Consider the following 19,064-nt stretch of genomic DNA (forward strand, 5'->3'; position numbering starts at 1 on the left):
GTGTAGTTTTGAATATTAAACATCGTAAAATGATTGTGGTACTAAAAGTTAGGAATTATATAGCCGGCATAGTTATGTTAATGAGCATCCCGTCTGCTTTTGCACAGGATTTGGTAAAGTATGTACAACCCATGGCCGGTACGGCCGCTGCAACTACGCCATCGGCCTTAAAGCATGGCCTGGCAGCCGATACCAGGTTTGCCAATACTATCCCTGCAGTTACTGCTCCGTTTGCGATGACACAATGGACACCGCAAACCCAGGATGGTGAAACCAAATGTGTACCACCTTATTATTATAAAGATAATACATTTACCGGCCTGCGCGGCTCGCACTGGCTAAGCGGTTCGTGCACACAGGATTATGGGAGCTTTACCGTTATGCCCATAACGGGGAGTTTAAAAACACTCAATTACGGTACCGAATTTAATCATAGTGATGAGCTTTCAACTCCTTATCTGTACAGGCTCAAGCTGCAAAAATACCAGGTTCAGGCAGCTGTGAGCGCTACTACAAGGTGCGCCATGATGCAGTTTACCATGGATAAGGCCGATAGCCTTTACCTGTTAGTAACACCCAACAGCGATTATCATGAAGGCTTTATCAGGGTGGATAATAAAAGCGGTGAAATTTACGGTTATAACCCGGCACATCGCATTTACCAGGGTTGGGGTAAAAGTGCCGGCTTTAGTGGTTTTTTTGTTATCAGATTTGAAAGAAGTTTGGGTAATACTGGAACCTTTTCAGGCGATAAGGTTTTTAACGTAGATAGCATCAAAAATGGCGTTCATGCAGGCGCGTATGCCGGTTTTAAAATGAACAAAGGCGAAAAACTAACCATTCGCATAGGTACATCTTTTACCAGCCTGGAAGGTGCCCGCAAAAACCTGGAGGGCGAAATACCCGGTTTTAACTTTGAGCAAATGGTGGCAGCCAATAAAGCAGTATGGGAAAAGGCATTAGGGCAAATTAAAGTAACAACCGCTAATGAGCAGGATAAGCGTATTTTTTATACCTCTCTTTATCATGCCATGCAACAGCCCCGTCTTTTTAACGATGTTGATGGTAAGTATCCCCGTTTTTCTGGTGACTATCAAACCGAAACATTGGATAAGGGTAATTATTATGACGATTTTTCGATGTGGGATATTTACAGGGCCGAGATACCGCTATTTGAAATTTTGAATCCGCCGCTGGTTAATAACCTGGCAAGGTCTCTTATCTTGAAAGGGAAGCAGGGTGGCTGGATGCCGATTTTTCCTTGTTGGAATAGCTATACATCCGAGATGATAGGCGATCACACTACTTCGGTTATTAGTTCGGCCTATCTGAAAGGCTTTACTGATTTTGACGCTGACGAAGCATACCAATTGCTTAGGCATAATGCTTTTGAGATACCCGCTAACCGGGCAGATTATGTAGAAGGCAAGGGTCGGCGCGCTTTGGATAGTTATCTCAAATACAAATACATACCATTAGAAGATAGCGTATTGGATGCTTTTCATAAAATGGAGCAGGTAAGCCGCACCTTAGAGTACGCTTATGATGATTACGCGCTTGCACAATTTGCAAAAAGCCTGAAAAAATCTGCCGACTACGCTGCCCTTGCCAGGCGGGCAAAATATTATGCCAATGTGTTTGACACTTCAACAGGTTTTATGAGAGGGAAACATGCTGATGGCAGTTGGATATCGGATTTTGATCCTGATAAAAAGGCAACTTATATTACAGAAGGCACAGCCCGGCAATACACGTTTTACGTGCCGCATGATGTAAGTGGTTTGGCTAAATTAATGGGAGGTGCCGGTAAGCTGGAGCAGGCTTTAGACAGCCTTTTTACAAAAGGAGAGTACTGGCATGGTAACGAGCCGGGGCATCAGATCCCTTTCATGTATAACTACTCCCCATCGCCATGGAAAACCCAGGCTGCTGTGCGCAATATACTGGCGACCGAATACAGTGATGGCCCCGGCGGCTTAGGTGGTAATGACGACGCGGGCCAAATGTCGGCCTGGTACGTGTTTGCCTCATTGGGTTTTTACCCGGTAAACCCGGTATCCGGGGAATATCTGTTATGTTCGCCTTTATTTGACAAGGCTGTCATCAACCTGCAAAACAACAGCAAATTTGAAATTATCTGCCATAAAACCAGTCCTAAATCAATATATATCCATCAGGTAAAATTAAATGGCAAAACTATGCCTAATGATTTCATAAATTACCATAACATCATGTCCGGCGGCAAACTCGAAATTTATTTGCAGGACAAGCCCGATCATCATTGGGCAAATGCACCAATGTATCAGCCCAAAGGTATGTAATGTGCTATCGATCAATTCCAAAATTCGTGAAATTCGATTAAATTGTAAACCAGGCGGCGGGCATTCGTGTGATAAATAACAGGAATATTGTATGTAAATTCCGTGATTTTGTGTTGGAAGTAACACAAGGATTAATCCTTTTTTAATGCTTTATTAAGTCCCCTGTAATTTATTTGTGGTGTCGATAAACCAATACAATGATATTGTATCTTGGCTGTCTCTATCGATATAAACCCAAATGAATAAAAAATTACTCTTATTATCCGGCGTTCTGCTGTTTTTTAGCGCGGCAACTTTATCCGTTTTTGCTAATCAAAAATCGTTGCCAACCGATACATCTCTTAATAAATACAATGTAAGCTGGAATACGCCTGGCCCGGGTTCGGCACAATCCATGCCTTTGGGTAATGGCGATATCGGTCTCAACGTATGGGTCGAAAAAAATGGGGATCTGCTATTTTATATCAGCAAAACCGACGCCTGGGGCGGTGAATTGGATGCTGAAAAAGATGACTGGATGAAACAGGGCGGCGTACTCATGAAGCTGGGCAGGGTACGGGTGTCGGTAACACCCAATCCGATAGCAGGCAACGCTGTTTTTAGGCAGGTACTTAAGCTAAGTACCGGTGAAATAACCGTTCATGAAGGAACCGGGCTTAATCGTGTTGATATGCGGGTTTGGGTTGATGCTAATCACCCGGTAATTAAGGTTGAAACTAAAAGCGCCGGCCCATCCATCGTTAATGTTAAACTCGAAAACTGGCGTGCGGGTATTACCGATACCGTTTTAAATAACCAAAAAGGTGATATAACCTGGTATCATCATAACAAGCCCACTGCTGATCCGCATTTGGCTAACCTTACATTTGGCGCGGTCATTAAAGGCATGGGGCTGCTTAATAAGAATGATAGCACTTTAAGCTCAGCAAAAGCAAGCAAGTCGCAGTTTATCTCTATATATCCTTTAACCAGTGTTGCTGCAAATGGCAAGGTGTGGTTTAAACAACTTCAGTCACAAATCATTCAAATTGAAAAACTGAATCCCCTGCAAACCCGACTGGCTCACAACCAATGGTGGCAGCAATTTTGGCAGCGCAGTCATGTATTTGTTACCGGCGATAGTTTGGCTTATAAAACCACACAAGGCTATTTATTGCAACGCTTTGTTACTGCTTGCGCCGGTAGAGGGGCTTTTCCCATTAAGTTCAACGGATCTATTTTTGTGGTTGATAACCCCGCCCGAAACGCTAATGCCGATTTCAGGGCATGGGGTGGCCAATACTGGTTTCAAAATACCCGGGCCATGTATTGGCCAAGGCTAATGGCCGGCGATTTTGACATGATGCTGCCGCTGTTTAATATGTACGCCAAAATTTTGCCTTCAGATGCCGCGCAGGTACAGCAATACTATCACCATGGCGGCGCTTACTTTGCCGAAACCTCGCCTTTTTGGGGTGGTTTAAGCTATGTAGGTCCCGAGGTAAAAGCCAATTATACTGCCCACTATTTTACGCCGATATTGGAGTTAAGCATGATGATGCTTGATTATTATGAATATACCGGCAATGAGGACTTTGCCCAAAAAACATTGCTGCCCATAGCTACCGCCGGCTTGCAATTTTTTGATGAGCACTTTAAGCGCGATAGTACCGGCAAACTCCTGCTCGATCCGGATAATTCCATTGAAATGTTTTGGAAAGTACATAACCCGGCTCCGGATATTGCGGGACTGCATGCCGTGCTCAGTCGGATGATTAATTTACCGGCAAACCTTGTTGATGAAGAAAAAAGGTCTGATTGGCAAAGATTTTATAACGAATTACCACCGCTGCCTGCTGCGACCGATAATGGACAAACTATATTGTTGCCTTATACCGGCCCGCAAACAATTAAGTCAAACAATAGCGAGAACCCCGAATTGTATGCCATTTATCCCTTTAGGCTTTATGGCTTAGGTAAACCTGGTTTGGATGTGGCCATAAACACATTTAACACCCGCAAACAGCGGGCAAAAGGTTGCTGGGTACAAGATCCCATCCAGGCAGCTATGATAGGTGATGCCGGTGTAGCTAAAGATTATGTGAGTTTTGCCCTTACCCGTAAAGATAAAAATGTTAGATTCCCTGCTTTTTGGGAAGGGGGGAACGACTATTTGCCCGACGAGGATAACGGTGGCAATGGCGAAAATGGACTGCAACAAATGCTGATGCAGGTTGATGGCAAAAAAATCATGCTGTTACCCGCCTGGCCCGCCGGTTGGGATGCCGATTTTAAACTCAATGCACCTTATAATACAACCGTGGAGGGCAAAATAGTGAACGGTAAACTTATCAATGTTAAGGTTACACCAGCAACCCGTATGGCCGATGTGGTGGATTTGAGCAAGAAATAAGATACGTAAACCCCAATGTCATGCCGAACTTGTTTCGGCACTCCAATGCTAAGTATACTTCATGCGGGGCACTTGCTGTATGGGTTCCTCATCCGTTAGTTAACGGACGGGATGACTTCTGTTTTATAACTTGTCGTTGATGGCCTTTTGATATTTTACATTAAAATCTACCCCATGCCAATCGTCTTGAATAGCTGGTAAAAATTTAATGGCAAATTAATATTATCAATGGTTAAATTAGTATCTATACACTACGTGCGGCTTAATTGAATTGTAACTTGCATTATACTACCAAATGTTTCAAATGTGTATTGTATTTATTGTAATTTAGCCTGTCGGCGGGTTAAACACGCTGGTGCCAATTATAAATTACAGCGCAGGTACTTAAGTTGCAATACTTAGTGTGTACGTATAAACATGAGATTCTTTTTATCAGGTATAATAACGGTTATTTTATCAAATTTCCTTTTCCTGTTGCCTGCCGGTGCGCAGTCATATGGGTTAGGGTTTTATAGTCATGAGGTAGTGCAGGATAAACGCACTACGTTAGATCTTAGTGTAAACAACGTTAGGCCAAAAGATAACCTCGATGTTTACTTCGATCTATCTTTTATGCCTAATCATGTGATCTATTTTGGTTACATATTAAGGCTTATTGGCGATGATAAACAAAACATCGACCTTGTTTATGATAACCAGGCCAATACCAAACACTTTAAAATCATCATTGGCGAGCGCCTTTCTAAAATATGCTTTAATATTGATGATAAGCTTTTGTTTGAGCACTGGAACAAACTACGGATCGTTATCGACTATAAAAACGATAAGATCACTGTTTTTTCGGGTAAGGAAGCTTATAGCGAAAGCGGTCTGCAACTTAAGCCATGCGCTAACTATAAATTACTTTTTGGCGCAAACGCTTACCGGCAATTTCAAACTACCGATTTACCGCCGCTAAAACTGCGGGACGTAAACGTATCACAAAACGGGACGCTGCTCAGTAACTGGCCACTTAACGAGTGGGAGGGCAACGTAGCCAACGAAACCGTTAACCAAAACAACGGTACTATTACAAACCCACTATGGATTAAATCGCGGCACCGCAACTGGCAAATGGAAAAGGAGTTTACCGTACCCGGCGATGCCAGTGTAACCTTTGATGCCGCCACCGAAAGGGTTTTAGTAATAAGCCAGGATTCGTTATTTGCCTATACGGTTAATAAAACACCACAAATTATCAGCACGGCTTATAATTCTGGGCGGCAGTTGTTGGTGCCCGGCGATCAGGCGCTTTACAGTAACGATAAGCTATACTACCTGTATATTGACCAATTGGCCGTTGGTACCTATGATTTTGGTGCTAAGCGCTGGAACAAGGGTTTTACTAACCTGGCTACCAATAACGGGCACTTTAATAAGTTTTTCAGCAAGGCTGATAGCTCGATATACACCATTGGCGGCTATGGCCAGTTAATTTATAAAGACAGCGTAAAACGCTATAATGTAATAACCAACACCTGGCAAAAAGTAACAGTTAAGGGCGATACTTTTACCCCCCGTTACCTGGCCGGTTTGGGGACAAATACGGTGGGCGATACAGCCTATGTTATTGGTGGGTACGGGAGTGCATCGGGTCAGCAAATTGTAAATCCGCGTAATTTGTATGATATGATGCGGTTTTCGGTTAAAGATAAATCGTTTAAAAAACTGTTTACCATCGATGTAAAGAACGAGGATTTTGTGTTTTCAAATTCGCTGGTTATCAATGAAAAGGAACGATCATACTACGGACTGATATTCCCTCAGCATAAATTCAACTCAAACCTTCAGCTTATCCGCGGCTCCCTGGATAAGGCAAAATACCAGCTGGTGGGCGATACTATCCCCTTTTTGTTTCACGATATTCATTCCTTTTCAGATTTGTACTACCTGCCACATAGCAGCAAATTTTTGGCTGTGACTTTGTTTCGGGAAAATGATCGTACGCGCATTAAAATTTATTCGCTGCTAAGCCCACCCGAACCATTAGATGATCGTGTTGTTGAAATTAGCCATGCGGGTTACCTGTTGTGGATAGCAATAAGCGGTATTGTTTTATTGGCGATAGCAGGTTATTTTGTTTTTGTTAAAAGAAAAAAACAATTGGTTATTCCCGGGCCACAATATCAGCCCAAAACCGTATTGGTACCACCCGTTACGGATCAACAGCTCGAACCGGAAGTTTTGTTATTTGACGATGACCATACCAAAAGCCATTGCAAAAACTCCATATTTTTATTTGGCGATCTGCAACTTTTTACGCCCGAAGGCAATGAAATCACCAAATATTTTACGCCGCTGTTAAAAGAATTGTTCCTGGTTATTTTATTGTACTCGGTAAAATTGGATAGGGGGGTAAGCTCCGAAAAATTGAACGAGATTCTTTGGTTTGATAAATCAGAAAAAAGCGCCCGCAACAACCGCTCAGTAAATATTGCCAAGCTTAAATCGCTGTTAGATAAAATGGGCCATTGCCAGTTATCAAAAGATACCGGTTACTGGAAAATTGAGATAGGTTACAGTCATATCCTGGTCGATTATCATAATTACCTTAATATCGTATCCAACAAAACCAAGCTTAATAAACAGAAGATCATTCACCTTACGCACATAACTCAGCGGGGTAATTTTTTATCAAACATTGAATACGAGTGGCTGGATACTTTTAAATCCGAAGTATCAAACGAGATCATTGACTGCTACCTGAGCTTTGCAGGTTCGGTGCCAATTGCCGACGACCCTGAATTTTTGATCAAACTGGCCAATGATATCTTCTATTTCGACCCGGTAAATGAGGAGGCCATGATCTTAAAGTGCAAAGCCCTTGCGCATATCGGCAAACATTCGCTGGCCAAAAATACTTTTGAAAGCTTTAATAAAGAGTATAAAGCTATTTACGGCGAGGCTTTTGAGCGCGATTTCCATTCAATTCTTGAATAAATACGTCATAAACGATATTTTCTGTCGTAATTAATGAAATATTAATAGTTCATTAAGGTTTGCCGGCAAATTTGAGCCTGCAAACCAATTATAAATTTTACAAATGGATATCTCATTTCCCTGGTTATTAAAGCCGGTAGTTTTAGGTACTTTATTGATTGTTACTACGCTAACCATCTGCAATGCGCAAACCACTACCGATGGCAATTTAAAATACATCGATCCGCGTATTGGTAACGTGGGGCAACTGCTGGAGCCAACCAGGCCAACCATGCACCTGCCCAACCAAATGATACGGATGTACCCCAAACGGGCCGATTATATTGATGACCAGATCTCCAGTTTTCCGCTCAATATGGTATCGCACCGTTTGGGCGAGGTTTTTGCCATTAAGCCCGATACAAAAACGCTTAGCCCTGCTTCATGGGACGAAAAGATGCCTTATGACCATGATCTGGAAATTACCCGCCCATGGTATTACTCTACTTATTTAATTGATAAGGACATCACCGTTGAATTTGCGCCAGGCAAAAAGGTAGGGATGTTCAAATTTACCTTCCCCGCCAAAAGCGCGGCAAAGAGCGTTTTGTTTAATGTTTATAATGACGGCGATGCCAAATTTAGCTTTACCAATGGCAGCGAGCTAAGCGGGATGGAAACCTATAACGGCGATATTAAAATTTACGTTTACGGTCGTTTTAACGCTAATGGAACAGCGGGTGTTAACAAAGATGGTGCGCTAACAAAAGATGCAGCTATAGCGGGGAAAGACGTTAAATCTTACATCACTTTTGGCGCGGGTAGCCCCGATGTGGTGGAATTTAAATATGCCATATCATACGTTAGCGAACAACAGGCTAAACAAAACTTTAAGGACGAATTTACCGGGATTGATTTCAATACATTAACCCTGGCTGGTAAAGCAACCTGGGCAAAAGTGGTTAACCAGATAGAAATAGCCGGTGGTACCGAAGCGCAGCGCCGGTCGTTTTACACTGCCTTATACCGCTGCAACGAGCGGATGGTGAATATTAATGAGGATGGACACTATTATAGCGGATACGATAAAAAGATTCATGACAGTAACCGCCCGTTTTATGTAGATGATTGGGTTTGGGATACTTACCTGGCCTTGCACCCTTTACGCTCAATCCTGAACCCAACGATGGAGTCAGATATGCTGAACTCTTACGTTACCATGTACCAGCAAAGCGGATGGATGCCTACTTTTCCCGTGTTGTTTGGCGATAACCCCTGCATGAACGGTTTTCACTCTACGGTAATGTTTTTGGATGATTACCGTAAAGGCATCCGTGGTTTTGATATAGAAAAAGCCTATGAGGGCGTTCATAAAAACGCTACCCAGGCAACTATGCTGCCATGGGAAAACGGTGCCAAATGTGAGCTTGATGATTTCTATTACGATAAAGGCTATTTACCGGCCCTCCAAAAAGGCGAAAAGGAAACCGTAAGCCTGGTGCACTCTTTTGAAAAGAGACAGGCAGTTGCGGTTACCCTTGGCGGCAGTTATGACGATTGGGCGGTTGGGCAGCTGGCTACCGAGTTACACAAAACCAACGATCAATCCATATTTGCCAAACGTGCCCTTAACTATAAAAACCTGTGGAACGACGATAAAAAGATGTTTATCCCCAAAGATAAAGATGGCAACTGGATCAACATAGATCCTAAATTTGACGGTGGCCTTGGTGGCAGGGATTACTACGATGAAAACAACGGTTGGACCTACCTTTGGCAGGTACAACACGATATCCCCGGTCTGGTTGGTTTAATGGGCGGTAATGATGCTTTCCAGGCCAAACTCGATCAGTTATTCCGTGAGGGGCTGGACAGGAGCAAATACCAGTTTTGGGCCAAGTTTCCCGATGCTACGGGGCTGGTTGGACAATACTCCATGGGTAACGAGCCAAGCTTTCATATCCCGTACCTGTACAACTACGCCGGCGCACCCTGGAAAACCCAGAAACGGGTAAGGTTTTTACTGGATGTTTGGTACAAGGATAGCATTTTTGGCATCCCCGGGGATGAAGATGGCGGTGGCATGTCGGCCTTTGTGGTGTTCTCTTCTATGGGTTTTTATCCAATAACACCCGGCAAACCGGTTTACACTATAGGTAGCCCGGTGTTTAGTAAGGTTACCATCAATTTGCAAAATGGCAGACAGTTTAGGTTGATCGCCAATAACTGTTCGGTAGTTAATAAATATATTCAAAGCGCCAAATTTAATGGTAAGGTATTAAACAAGCCCTGGTTTACGCATGAACAGCTTACTGCCGGTGGTCTGCTTGAACTGCAAATGGGGCCAAAACCAAATAAAAGCTGGGGTATTTGACCTAACCAAATAATCAAAATATAAAAGATCTATCCTGATGAAAAAACAAGTTTTTAGCATCTTGCTGTTATTGGTATGCGCTGTTGGGTATGCCCAAAAGCACAGTAAAACATCGGCGTTTAAAAGTTACAAAGGGCTGGTGATGGCCGGGTACCAGGGCTGGTTTAACGCGCCCGGCGATGGCGCGGGCCGCTGGTGGAACCACTATGTATCGCACGGAAAATTTGAACCGGGCTACACCAATATTGATATATGGCCTGATGTAAGTGAATATAAAAAAACGTACCTGTCGCCGTTTAAACATGCCGATGGTACTGATGCCTACCTGTATAGTTCTTATGATTCGTCATCGGTTGAAACGCACTTTAAATGGATGCAGCAATACGGCGTTGATGGCGTATTTGTACAGCGTTTTATTGGCGATGTACAGCGGGGCAGAGGACGTAACCATAACGACGTAGTTTTAGGCAACGCGCTCAAATATTCTGAAAAATATCACCGGGCTATTTCGGTAATGTATGATCTTTCGGGTATGCAGGCCGGCGGCGATTCGTTGGTGATCAAAGATTGGAAACATTTGATAGATAGCCTAAAACTTACCAACCGTGGTAATAAACAAACCTGGCTTTACCATAACGGCAAACCGTTAGTGGCTGTTTGGGGTGTTGGTTTTAACGACGGCCGTAGGTACGGCCTTGCGGAAGCTGAAAGGATCATCAATTTTTTAAAGAACGACCCGGTTTACGGTGGTTGCGCCATTTTATTAGGTGTACCAACCTACTGGCGCGATTTTGGGAGCGATACCGAAAAAGACCCGCACCTGCATGATCTGCTGCGCAAGGTTGATATTGTGCATCCCTGGTTTGTGGGCCGGTTTAACGAAGATGCATATCCCAAATTTCAGGCCCGTATAGTTGACGATATAGCCTGGTGCAAGGCTAATAAGGTTGATTATGTACCAACCGTGTTCCCAGGCTTTAGCTGGCATAACATGAACCCGCGTGCCCCGCAAAACCAGATTCCCCGCAACCGCGGTCATTTTTATTGGAAACAGATTTGCGGAGCTATAAACAGTGGTGCAGGTATGTTGTACATAGCCATGTTTGATGAAGTTGATGAAGGCACAGCCATCTTAAAAGCCTCCAAAAATCCGCCGGTAGGCTTAAGTACTTTTGTAAATTATGAAGTTGGCATCCCCAATGATTATTACCTGTATTTAACCGGCTACGCCGCCAAAATGCTCAGGAAACAGGTACCTTTTACCAGTGACGTTCCGTTACCTGTAAATCATAAATGATGATAAAGCTTTGTAACTGAATTTCGGGTTATGTTTAAAAGCTTTTTATAAAATACCCTTTAGGGGTTTAGTTGATGTTATCAAAGCTATTGATAACCGTGTGCCCGGGGTGAGATACGGGCACACTTATTTTAGGTATGCTGTCCGAATTCTCCGATATCGGGCGATTATGCCTCAGGGCAAACGCATCTAATTGGGTTAACATAACTTAACACTTTTTAGATATTATACAACTTAATTACCTGTTAGTCAATTTGTTGTATTTTTACATGGTTAACACAAAACTGCTGTATCGCGCAATTTAGGCGCGCCCCAATATTTGCGCCTGTGGTTACCCAATACAGGTGGCTAATGGACCTGGATCTTTTAACCAGGATCGGGCGATAAAAACAGGGTATCGTTTGATGTTTATATATTCCGTTAGCTATTGGTTATTAAATATGCTGCTTAGGCTCATTATTATTTAAAGGCAAAAACGATTTTGTAGTCAGAGACAGATCGAAGTCGGAGACTTCGATCAACAGTAGTTTTTGTAAACTCTTCCTAAATTTATACTTACAAAAAAAGCCGCCAAATCAATTTGATCTGGCGGCCGTCTGCAGCAGCTGATAAATTAAAGTGTCGGCTTGGTAGGGCGTGTAGCGGTAAGGGGTATTATCTTTTTGAACATTTTAGCGCCGTCGCCGGTTAGGCGCAGGTAGTAGTCAGAAGAGCAGGCAGTACCGTCTTCGTTAAGTGGTACAAAGCCAGATCCCGCCGGGATAAAGTCCATACTCTCGGCGGTTTTGGCTATCTGGTTACCTTCATTATATTCATCAAACATCGATATATAAAGGCCCTGCGCACCAACCCTGGTCATGTTATAAAACTGGCGCCACATAAAATCGCCATGGGCGCGCTGGTGGCCCGATATATCGCCAGGCAATACGCAGGGCTGGTAATCAATACCGTTGGCGTTACAATAAGCCTGATCGGCCTTGTTGGTGTTCACATAAAAACCATCTGATTGATTGACATTACCAATACGGCCAACCATCCAGGGCGAAATCATATTGAGGGTTTTATACGCCTTCAAAAAATCCGGCCGGGAGTCGCTGGTTTGGTTAAGCCAGTTAGTTGGTACGCCGCCAATTACATAACAGCCCTTGCTTTTAAACCAGTTGATCACATCAATACAGGCATCGGCTGTAAAGTTGTGGTTATCATCGGCAAAACCAAAGCCCCAGATGCACACTACAGGTTTGCCGTTCTGTTTGGCATAAGCGGTTGAGGATGTATATACCGACATTTTGTTTGTCCAGTCGGTTTTTAGTTCGGTTTGCATGTTGGTCCAGCCGCTTACATCGTACATAATGTAGAATTTAACGCCATTTTTTTCGGCTGCGGTTTTTACTTTGGCAGCCATGGCATCACGTACCGGGCCCTCCAGGCCGCTTGGATTAAAGCGCTGCAGGGCCGCGCCGTCAATACCATAATCTTTCATCCATTTAAACTGCACATCTATAGTTTGATCGCTAAAAGATGAAAATACATTGGCAGGCTGTCCGTTACCAAGATTGGCAAACTGGGTAGGATAGGTGTTGGTATAATCGCGAACATCCGGCCAGGCCGAAATGGCTTTATTAGTTGGTGATGGCTCCTGCTCCCAGGTTTGCGACCAGTGCCAATACCTGTTAATTGGCGATCCATCGCCTATAGCAGCAAACCAACCCTGGTAGCCAACAACTACTTTGCCAACCACGTCACCAACCGGCGATGGGGTATGCTTTGTTGTTGTATCCACCGGCGTTACGGGAGTTTGATCGCCACTGCTCTTTTTTGAGCATCCGTAGCTTGCAGCTATCGCCACTGTAATTAGTAATACATTAAATCTTGTCCTCATTGCTTTTGTTTTTAGATGCATTTATTTTTTAATACCATTTAAATCTGTCTGGATGATTTTACGGATGGTGCCGTCGGCGTTGTAATACAGTTTATTTACGCAGATGGAGCGAAGCCAATCGTTATGTGAAAGAGAACTGTTATGGTAAAAGGCGTACCACTGATTTTTGAACTCCACAATGGAGCCATGATCAGTAAAGCTATCTGTCGGGTCGATATAAACACCCTTGTAATTCCACGGGCCAAGCGGACTGTTACTGGTGGCATACCTCATCCGGTTATATTTCCCGGCCTGGTTAAAGTTATCGGCATAGGAGAGGTAGTAAACGCCATTACGCTTATGTACCCAGCTGGCCTCATGAAAATCGGTAAGGCCATCCATGGTTTTCATATCGCCGTCAAGCTCCATCATATTGTCTTTAAGCTTGCCGCCTTTGCAAACATTGCCGCCGCCGTAATAAAGGTAGGCTTGCCCATCATCGTCAACAAATATGCAGGGATCAATCAGCGATTCCAGTCCTTTGATATAGCCTTGTGATTTAAAGCCGCTTGCCGGGCTTTTACTGGTTGCCACGCCAATTTTCCAGGTGGTGTTCCATTCGGTACCGCTTGGATGCGGGAAATAAAAATAGTAGGTGCCATTTTTATAAGCGCAATCCGGTGCCCACATAAATCCGCCCTCGGGCCGGCCCCAATCTACATCGCTGGCTTGCAATATCTGGCCATGATCTGTCCAATGTACCATGTCGTCGGTGGAGAACACGTGGTATTTATCCATCAGGTCGCAACCCCTCGGCGGATCGATATCATGGGAGGCATATACATACAATCTGCCGTCAGCCCAAACATGCGCCGATGGGTCGGCAGTGTAAATGCCGGTTATAAAAGGATTTTTAAAACCATCGCCGTTTGCGTCTTCAATAACAACGGGAGGAGTATCCTTTACAGTGCTGCTTTTTTTGGAGCAACTGACGGCTGTTATCAGCAAGCCTGATAGGAAAATATGAAACGCTTTATATTTCATACTTATTTGCCTTTGATAGGGCCGCCTGGTATAACCTTTTTGATGGTGCCATCGGCATTATAATAAAGCTTATCTACACAAATAGAGCGTAACCAATCCTGGTGCGAAATGGAACTATTGTGGTAAAATGCATACCATTGTCCTTTAAACTTCACTATAGAACCATGGTTGGTATAGCTGTCTGTTGGGTCCATGTAAATGCCTTTATAAGTCCATGGGCCAAGCGGATTGTTACTGGTGGCATAGCGCATTTGATTGTGCTTGCCGTTAACGTCATGATTATCTGAATACGACAAGTAGTAAATACCGTTGCGCTTATGCACCCAGCTGGCTTCATGAAAGTCTTCTAAGCCTTCCATTTTGCTCATTTCGCCGTCAATCTCTGTCATGTTGGCCTTTAGCTTACCACCCTTACACGTACCGCCGCCGCCGTAATAAAAGTAAGCCTGGCCATCATCGTCAATAAATACACAAGGATCTATCATCGATTCGAGGCCTTTGATATAACCTTGCGATTTAAAACCGCTTGCCGGGCTTTTGCTGGTGGCTACACCAATTTTCCAGGTGCTATTCCAGGCTGTACCGCTTGGGTGTGGGAAATAGAAGTAATAGGTGCCGTTTTTGTAGGCACAATCTGGTGCCCACATAAAGCCGCCTTCAGCGCGGCCCCATTCAACCTGGCTGGCGTTCAGGATTTCACCGTGATCTTTCCAGTGTACCATGTCATCGGTTGAATAAACGTGGTAACGGTCCATCAGGTCGCAACCACGGGGAGGTGCAACATCATGTGAAGGATACACATAAAGACGACCGTCTTTCCAAACGTGAGCAGATGGGTCGGCAGTGTAAATATCCGTTACAAAAGGGGTTCCTACTGATGATGCCGGTTGCTCTTGAGCAAAACAGTGCGACGAAGAAATGATAGCCAGGCTTGTAATTATCGCGGTAAATAAATTTGCTCTCTTTTTTTTTCCTTCCGGATTTAGCAGATTGTTGATTTTCATCAGGAATTGTTTAAAATGCCGGGGAGAAACTTCTCCCCGGCATTATTGTAAATTAATTGTATTGATTGGGGCTTATTTCAACATTATGGTTTTGCGCCAACTCTTAGGTCGTCAACACCATAGTTTTGATCGCTTGTTGCATTTGCCGCTGTCCAGAAAAACATTTTAAAGAAATTCATGGACGTTAAATCCGGGCCGCCGTCACCGGTTGGGACTCCGTCAGAAAATTTCAGCTCTAAATGATTCCAACCATTTTTTAACGTAGGTATAATTTTATCCATCGCCCAGCCAATGCGGTTTTTATCCGGGTCGCCAGAGCTGCTAAACTGTATCTGACCATCTATTTTCAGTAAGGAAACATCCTGAACATAAAACCAGAACTTTAATTCGCCGGTGGCTAAAGTTTCATTGGTATTAATAGGGGCAGGCAGCGTTTTAATAAACTGCATAAAGTTTTGCCCTGTTTTAATGGTACCCTTAATATAGCCTGTGCCTTCTTTTTGGCCGGCTGTTGTCAAAATAGGATCGCTGCCTGCTACCTGCCAGCCATCGGTTTTGTCGGCATTATCAATCACAACATCTGGTGGAGGGGGCACGGCTGCTACCCTGATATCGTCAATACCATAAACTTGATCTGTTGCCGCGTTTGCTGCTGTCCAAAAGAACATTTTAAAGAAATTCATGGCCTTTAAATCCGGGCCGCCGTCGCTGGTTGGCACTCCGTCGGTAAATTTCAGCTCTAAATGGTTCCAACCATTTTTTAACGTTGGTATAATTTTATCCATCGCCCAGCCAATACGGTTTTTATCCGGATCGCCAGAGCTGCTAAACTGTATCTGCCCGTCTATTTTAAGTAACGAAACATCCTGAACATAAAACCAGAATTTTAATTCGCCTGTGCTTAAGGTTACTTTGGTATTAACCGGGGCAGGCAGGGTTTTAATAAACTGCATAAAGTTTTGCCCTGTTTTAATAGTACCCTTGATATAGCCGGCACCTTCTTTTTGGCCGGTTGTTATCAAAGCCGGATCGCCGCCTGCTACCTGCCAGCCATCAGTTTTGTCGGCATTGTCAATAACAACAGATGTATCTATCACTGGTGGTGTTGTAGTATCAACGGGCGGTGGTGGTTTTAAGCCGGATGTATCCCGTGATAAATACTTCTCTTTTTTACAGCCGCTAATTGCAATGGCTGCTATGAAGATGGAAAAAACCATCATTGTTTTAATAAATTTCATTTTCCTTTTGGTTTTAGGTTAAATTATTTAGGAACATCTACCTGCACTATTTCCGAAAAATTAGAGCTGTTGTAACTATCGCTTAAACGCACCCCTGCACGCACAAAAAAGGTGCGGCCTTTAATAAGATTGGGAATAGTTAAAGTGATGGCTTTATCGGCATCGCTCATATCGGTATACTCCTTGTTGATAGTGATAGCGTTCACATCCGAAAAATCGCGGATAGAAGCTCCGGCACCTACAAGTTTGGTGGTATTAACATAGGGTTGAATATCCTTAATGGTTGGCAAGCCGGCTGCAATAGGGGCCACAATATTGAATTTTAATGTAAGCGTTGTGCCGGTTAAAGTGGAGGTGAAGTTTTTGATAACGATATATGGCGTAACGGTAAAATCGTGCCTGGTATCTTTACCAATTTTTACTACAACGGTATCATATATCGGCCAAAAGGCACCACCTGTAGGTATAACTTTGTAGCTACTTTGAAATAGCTTGCTATCTTCAAAAGTGCCATCAAATTTACTTGGGATGGTTTGAGGGGTTGTCCAGCCAATTTGCTGCAGTTTGATGGTAACACTACCTCCCGAAGTAAGTAAATTACCACCTTCGGATGAAATGATGTTGCCCTGAAATGAAGCATCCGGCCCAGCGTAATTATCTATTTTTGTGCAGGCAGAAATTGCCATTATAGCTACACCTGCCAAAATTATGTTAATTAGTTTTTTCATATCTTAAATTTTAATGGCTTAATAATTAGGATTGTTAGGGAGCAAATTAGGGTTCTTACCAATCTGATCGCCAGGTATTCCTTCGTAATAAAATTGCTTTTGGAAAGTATACTCACGGTTAAATAATTCGGGCTCGACCATAAAAATGTATTTGTTTTCGTTAAATACATAGTACGGCATAAGGCCTTTAAAGTGAGCGCGGTCAAGCACCACATCGGCAGTGCGCCATCTTTTTAAATCCCAGTAATATTGGTTTTCAAAAGCAAGCTCCATACGTCTTTCTTTGCGTACTTTATCCAAATCGATAAAAGAGTAAGCCGTTGCACCGGCACGGGCCCTAATAAGGTTAACGCTGGTTAATGCATCTGCAGAGTTGCCTAATTCCATGGCAGCTTCTGCGCGGTTCAGCAATATTTCGCCGTAACGCAGGTCAATCCAGGGCTGCTCGCTCCTGTTCAGATCAACAGCAGCCTGTGGTTTGTTGTAGTCAACATATTTGCGCACGTAAAAACCTGTACGGGTTAACTCGTCGCCGCCTGTCCATGGGCCGGTAAAGCCAATTATTTGTTTACCGTTATACAGTGTTTTGGTATCGCCGGCAAGTATGTATGAGCGTGAGTTTGGCTGCTTGGCCACCTCGGCAGCAGCAGTACCGCTAAATGATGGATAAATGCCACGCTGCATATCAAAGGTTAATCCCCTTAAAGTTGCGCCCGGAAAATAAACGGTGGCCAGCAACCTTGGTTCAAGCCCCTGTTGTAGTTGTGCACGGTTGTCAAAGCGTTTTGGCGTGCCATCGCTGTTGGTTACCTGTAAATCGCCCCAAAGGCTTACAAAATCATACGTAGGGTATGAGCGTGAAAGCGCGTTTGCTGTAAAGTAGCGCGGCGACATGGTAGCATCCCAGCTATGGGCTGTATGGTTAGCTATAGAGTATTGTTTGATAAAGATGTTTTCAGGGCTGCCACTTTTCAAAAACAGGTCAACATAGTTTTGTACTTTGTCTGAATTGGCATTGTAAAGCGAGTATTTCCCATCAAGCAGTTTCGCGGCATCATAAGCGGCCTGGAAATATTTGGTTGCCTGGTCTGCAGGGATACCAACCAACCCTAATGAGCGTGCCTGGCCGTCAACAAAGTTTACTGAACCGTATTTGGCAACACAGGCTGCATATAACATAGCCCTTGATTTCAATGCGGCGGCGGCGTATTTGTTAGCCCGGCCGGCATCGCTGGTTTCGGGCATCATTTTGTACCCTAAATCAAGTTCAGCGGCTATAAAATCCCAGGTAGCCTGTTCTTTATCGCGATGTACCTGGAGCTGTGACAGGGGAGCAGCCGGATCTTGCGGGGTAGTTATGATTGGAATACCACCATAACGTTTTGCCATTGCAAAATAATAATATGCCCTTAAAAAATGAGCTTCGCCCAAAAGCGCGTCTACCGTAGGCTGGGTTAGGGTGGCAACGTGCTTAGGCAATTCGGTAATCAGTATGTTTACGTTTCTGATATCGCCATACGGCCAGTAACCAAAGCCATTTGCAATATCCATGCCGCCAAACGGACCAACTTCTTCACCTATGCACGAGGCTTCGTTGTAAAAGTTTTCCCAGTCGTTTGATCCGGTTCTGATACCGCCACCAGCATCGGGTCTGAATTTAAAATCCTCGATGGGCAAGTTTTGATATATAGTTGCTAAAAACGATTTAACACCCGCTTCGCTGCTATATATAATATCCGGGGTAACTATATTGGTTGGCGGAATATCCAGCCTTTGGCAGGATGTTACCGAAGCTCCAACTGTGATAGATAGTGCTATAACTAATTTGTGTATAATTTTCATATGTC

At 43.8% G+C, this 19,064-nt stretch carries 11 protein-coding genes; 5 read left to right on the plus strand and 6 right to left on the minus strand.

Annotation, left to right across the window (positions count from 1 at the left end; genetic code table 11):
- Window positions 1-29: 29 nt before the first annotated feature.
- The 5 genes from FHS10_RS10405 (at window position 30) to FHS10_RS10425 (ending at window position 11,342) form a co-directional block, all read left to right on the plus strand.
- The gene (locus FHS10_RS10405; RefSeq protein ID WP_259090124.1) at window positions 30-2,321 is read left to right on the plus strand and encodes a GH92 family glycosyl hydrolase; all 2,292 of its coding nucleotides are present in this window, start codon (window positions 30-32) and stop codon (window positions 2,319-2,321) included.
- A gap of 238 nt (window positions 2,322-2,559) precedes the next feature.
- Window positions 2,560-4,713 carry a DUF5703 domain-containing protein gene (locus tag FHS10_RS10410; protein ID WP_259090127.1) on the plus strand — a complete coding sequence of 718 codons (2,154 nt, stop codon included), beginning with the start codon at window positions 2,560-2,562 and terminating at the stop codon, window positions 4,711-4,713.
- Window positions 4,714-5,130: 417 nt separating this feature from the next.
- A complete protein-coding gene (locus tag FHS10_RS10415; protein ID WP_259090129.1) occupies window positions 5,131-7,692 on the plus strand; it encodes a galactose oxidase in 2,562 nt (853 codons plus the stop codon).
- A gap of 103 nt (window positions 7,693-7,795) precedes the next feature.
- Window positions 7,796-10,045 carry a GH92 family glycosyl hydrolase gene (locus FHS10_RS10420; RefSeq protein ID WP_259090139.1) on the plus strand — a complete coding sequence of 750 codons (2,250 nt, stop codon included), beginning with the start codon at window positions 7,796-7,798 and terminating at the stop codon, window positions 10,043-10,045.
- A 37-nt stretch (window positions 10,046-10,082) separates the two neighbouring features.
- Window positions 10,083-11,342 (plus strand): glycoside hydrolase family 99 protein, encoded by a 1,260-nt coding sequence (locus tag FHS10_RS10425; protein ID WP_259090141.1) that lies wholly within the window; start codon window positions 10,083-10,085, stop codon window positions 11,340-11,342.
- Window positions 11,343-11,955: 613 nt separating this feature from the next.
- Here FHS10_RS10425 and FHS10_RS10430 read toward each other — a convergent pair.
- The 6 genes from FHS10_RS10430 to FHS10_RS10455 form a co-directional block, all read right to left on the minus strand.
- The gene (locus tag FHS10_RS10430; protein WP_259090142.1) at window positions 11,956-13,224 is read right to left on the minus strand and encodes a glycoside hydrolase family 99 protein; all 1,269 of its coding nucleotides are present in this window, start codon (window positions 13,222-13,224) and stop codon (window positions 11,956-11,958) included.
- Between the two features lie 21 nt (window positions 13,225-13,245).
- Complete coding sequence (locus FHS10_RS10435; protein WP_259090146.1) at window positions 13,246-14,247, minus strand: family 43 glycosylhydrolase; 1,002 nt, start codon at window positions 14,245-14,247, stop codon at window positions 13,246-13,248.
- Between the two features lie 2 nt (window positions 14,248-14,249).
- A complete protein-coding gene (locus tag FHS10_RS10440) occupies window positions 14,250-15,251 on the minus strand; it encodes a family 43 glycosylhydrolase (protein WP_259090149.1) in 1,002 nt (333 codons plus the stop codon).
- 83 nt (window positions 15,252-15,334) lie between these two features.
- Window positions 15,335-16,489 carry a hypothetical protein gene (locus FHS10_RS10445; protein WP_259090150.1) on the minus strand — a complete coding sequence of 385 codons (1,155 nt, stop codon included), beginning with the start codon at window positions 16,487-16,489 and terminating at the stop codon, window positions 15,335-15,337.
- 23 nt (window positions 16,490-16,512) lie between these two features.
- Complete coding sequence (locus FHS10_RS10450; RefSeq protein WP_259090153.1) at window positions 16,513-17,217, minus strand: DUF3823 domain-containing protein; 705 nt, start codon at window positions 17,215-17,217, stop codon at window positions 16,513-16,515.
- Between the two features lie 18 nt (window positions 17,218-17,235).
- Window positions 17,236-19,059, minus strand: a complete 1,824-nt coding sequence (locus tag FHS10_RS10455) for a RagB/SusD family nutrient uptake outer membrane protein (protein WP_259090155.1) — start codon at window positions 19,057-19,059, stop codon at window positions 17,236-17,238.
- Between the last annotated feature and the right edge of the window lie 5 nt (window positions 19,060-19,064).

Source organism: Mucilaginibacter dorajii (assembly GCF_024808255.1).
GTDB classification, from domain to species: Bacteria; Bacteroidota; Bacteroidia; order Sphingobacteriales; family Sphingobacteriaceae; genus Mucilaginibacter; species Mucilaginibacter dorajii.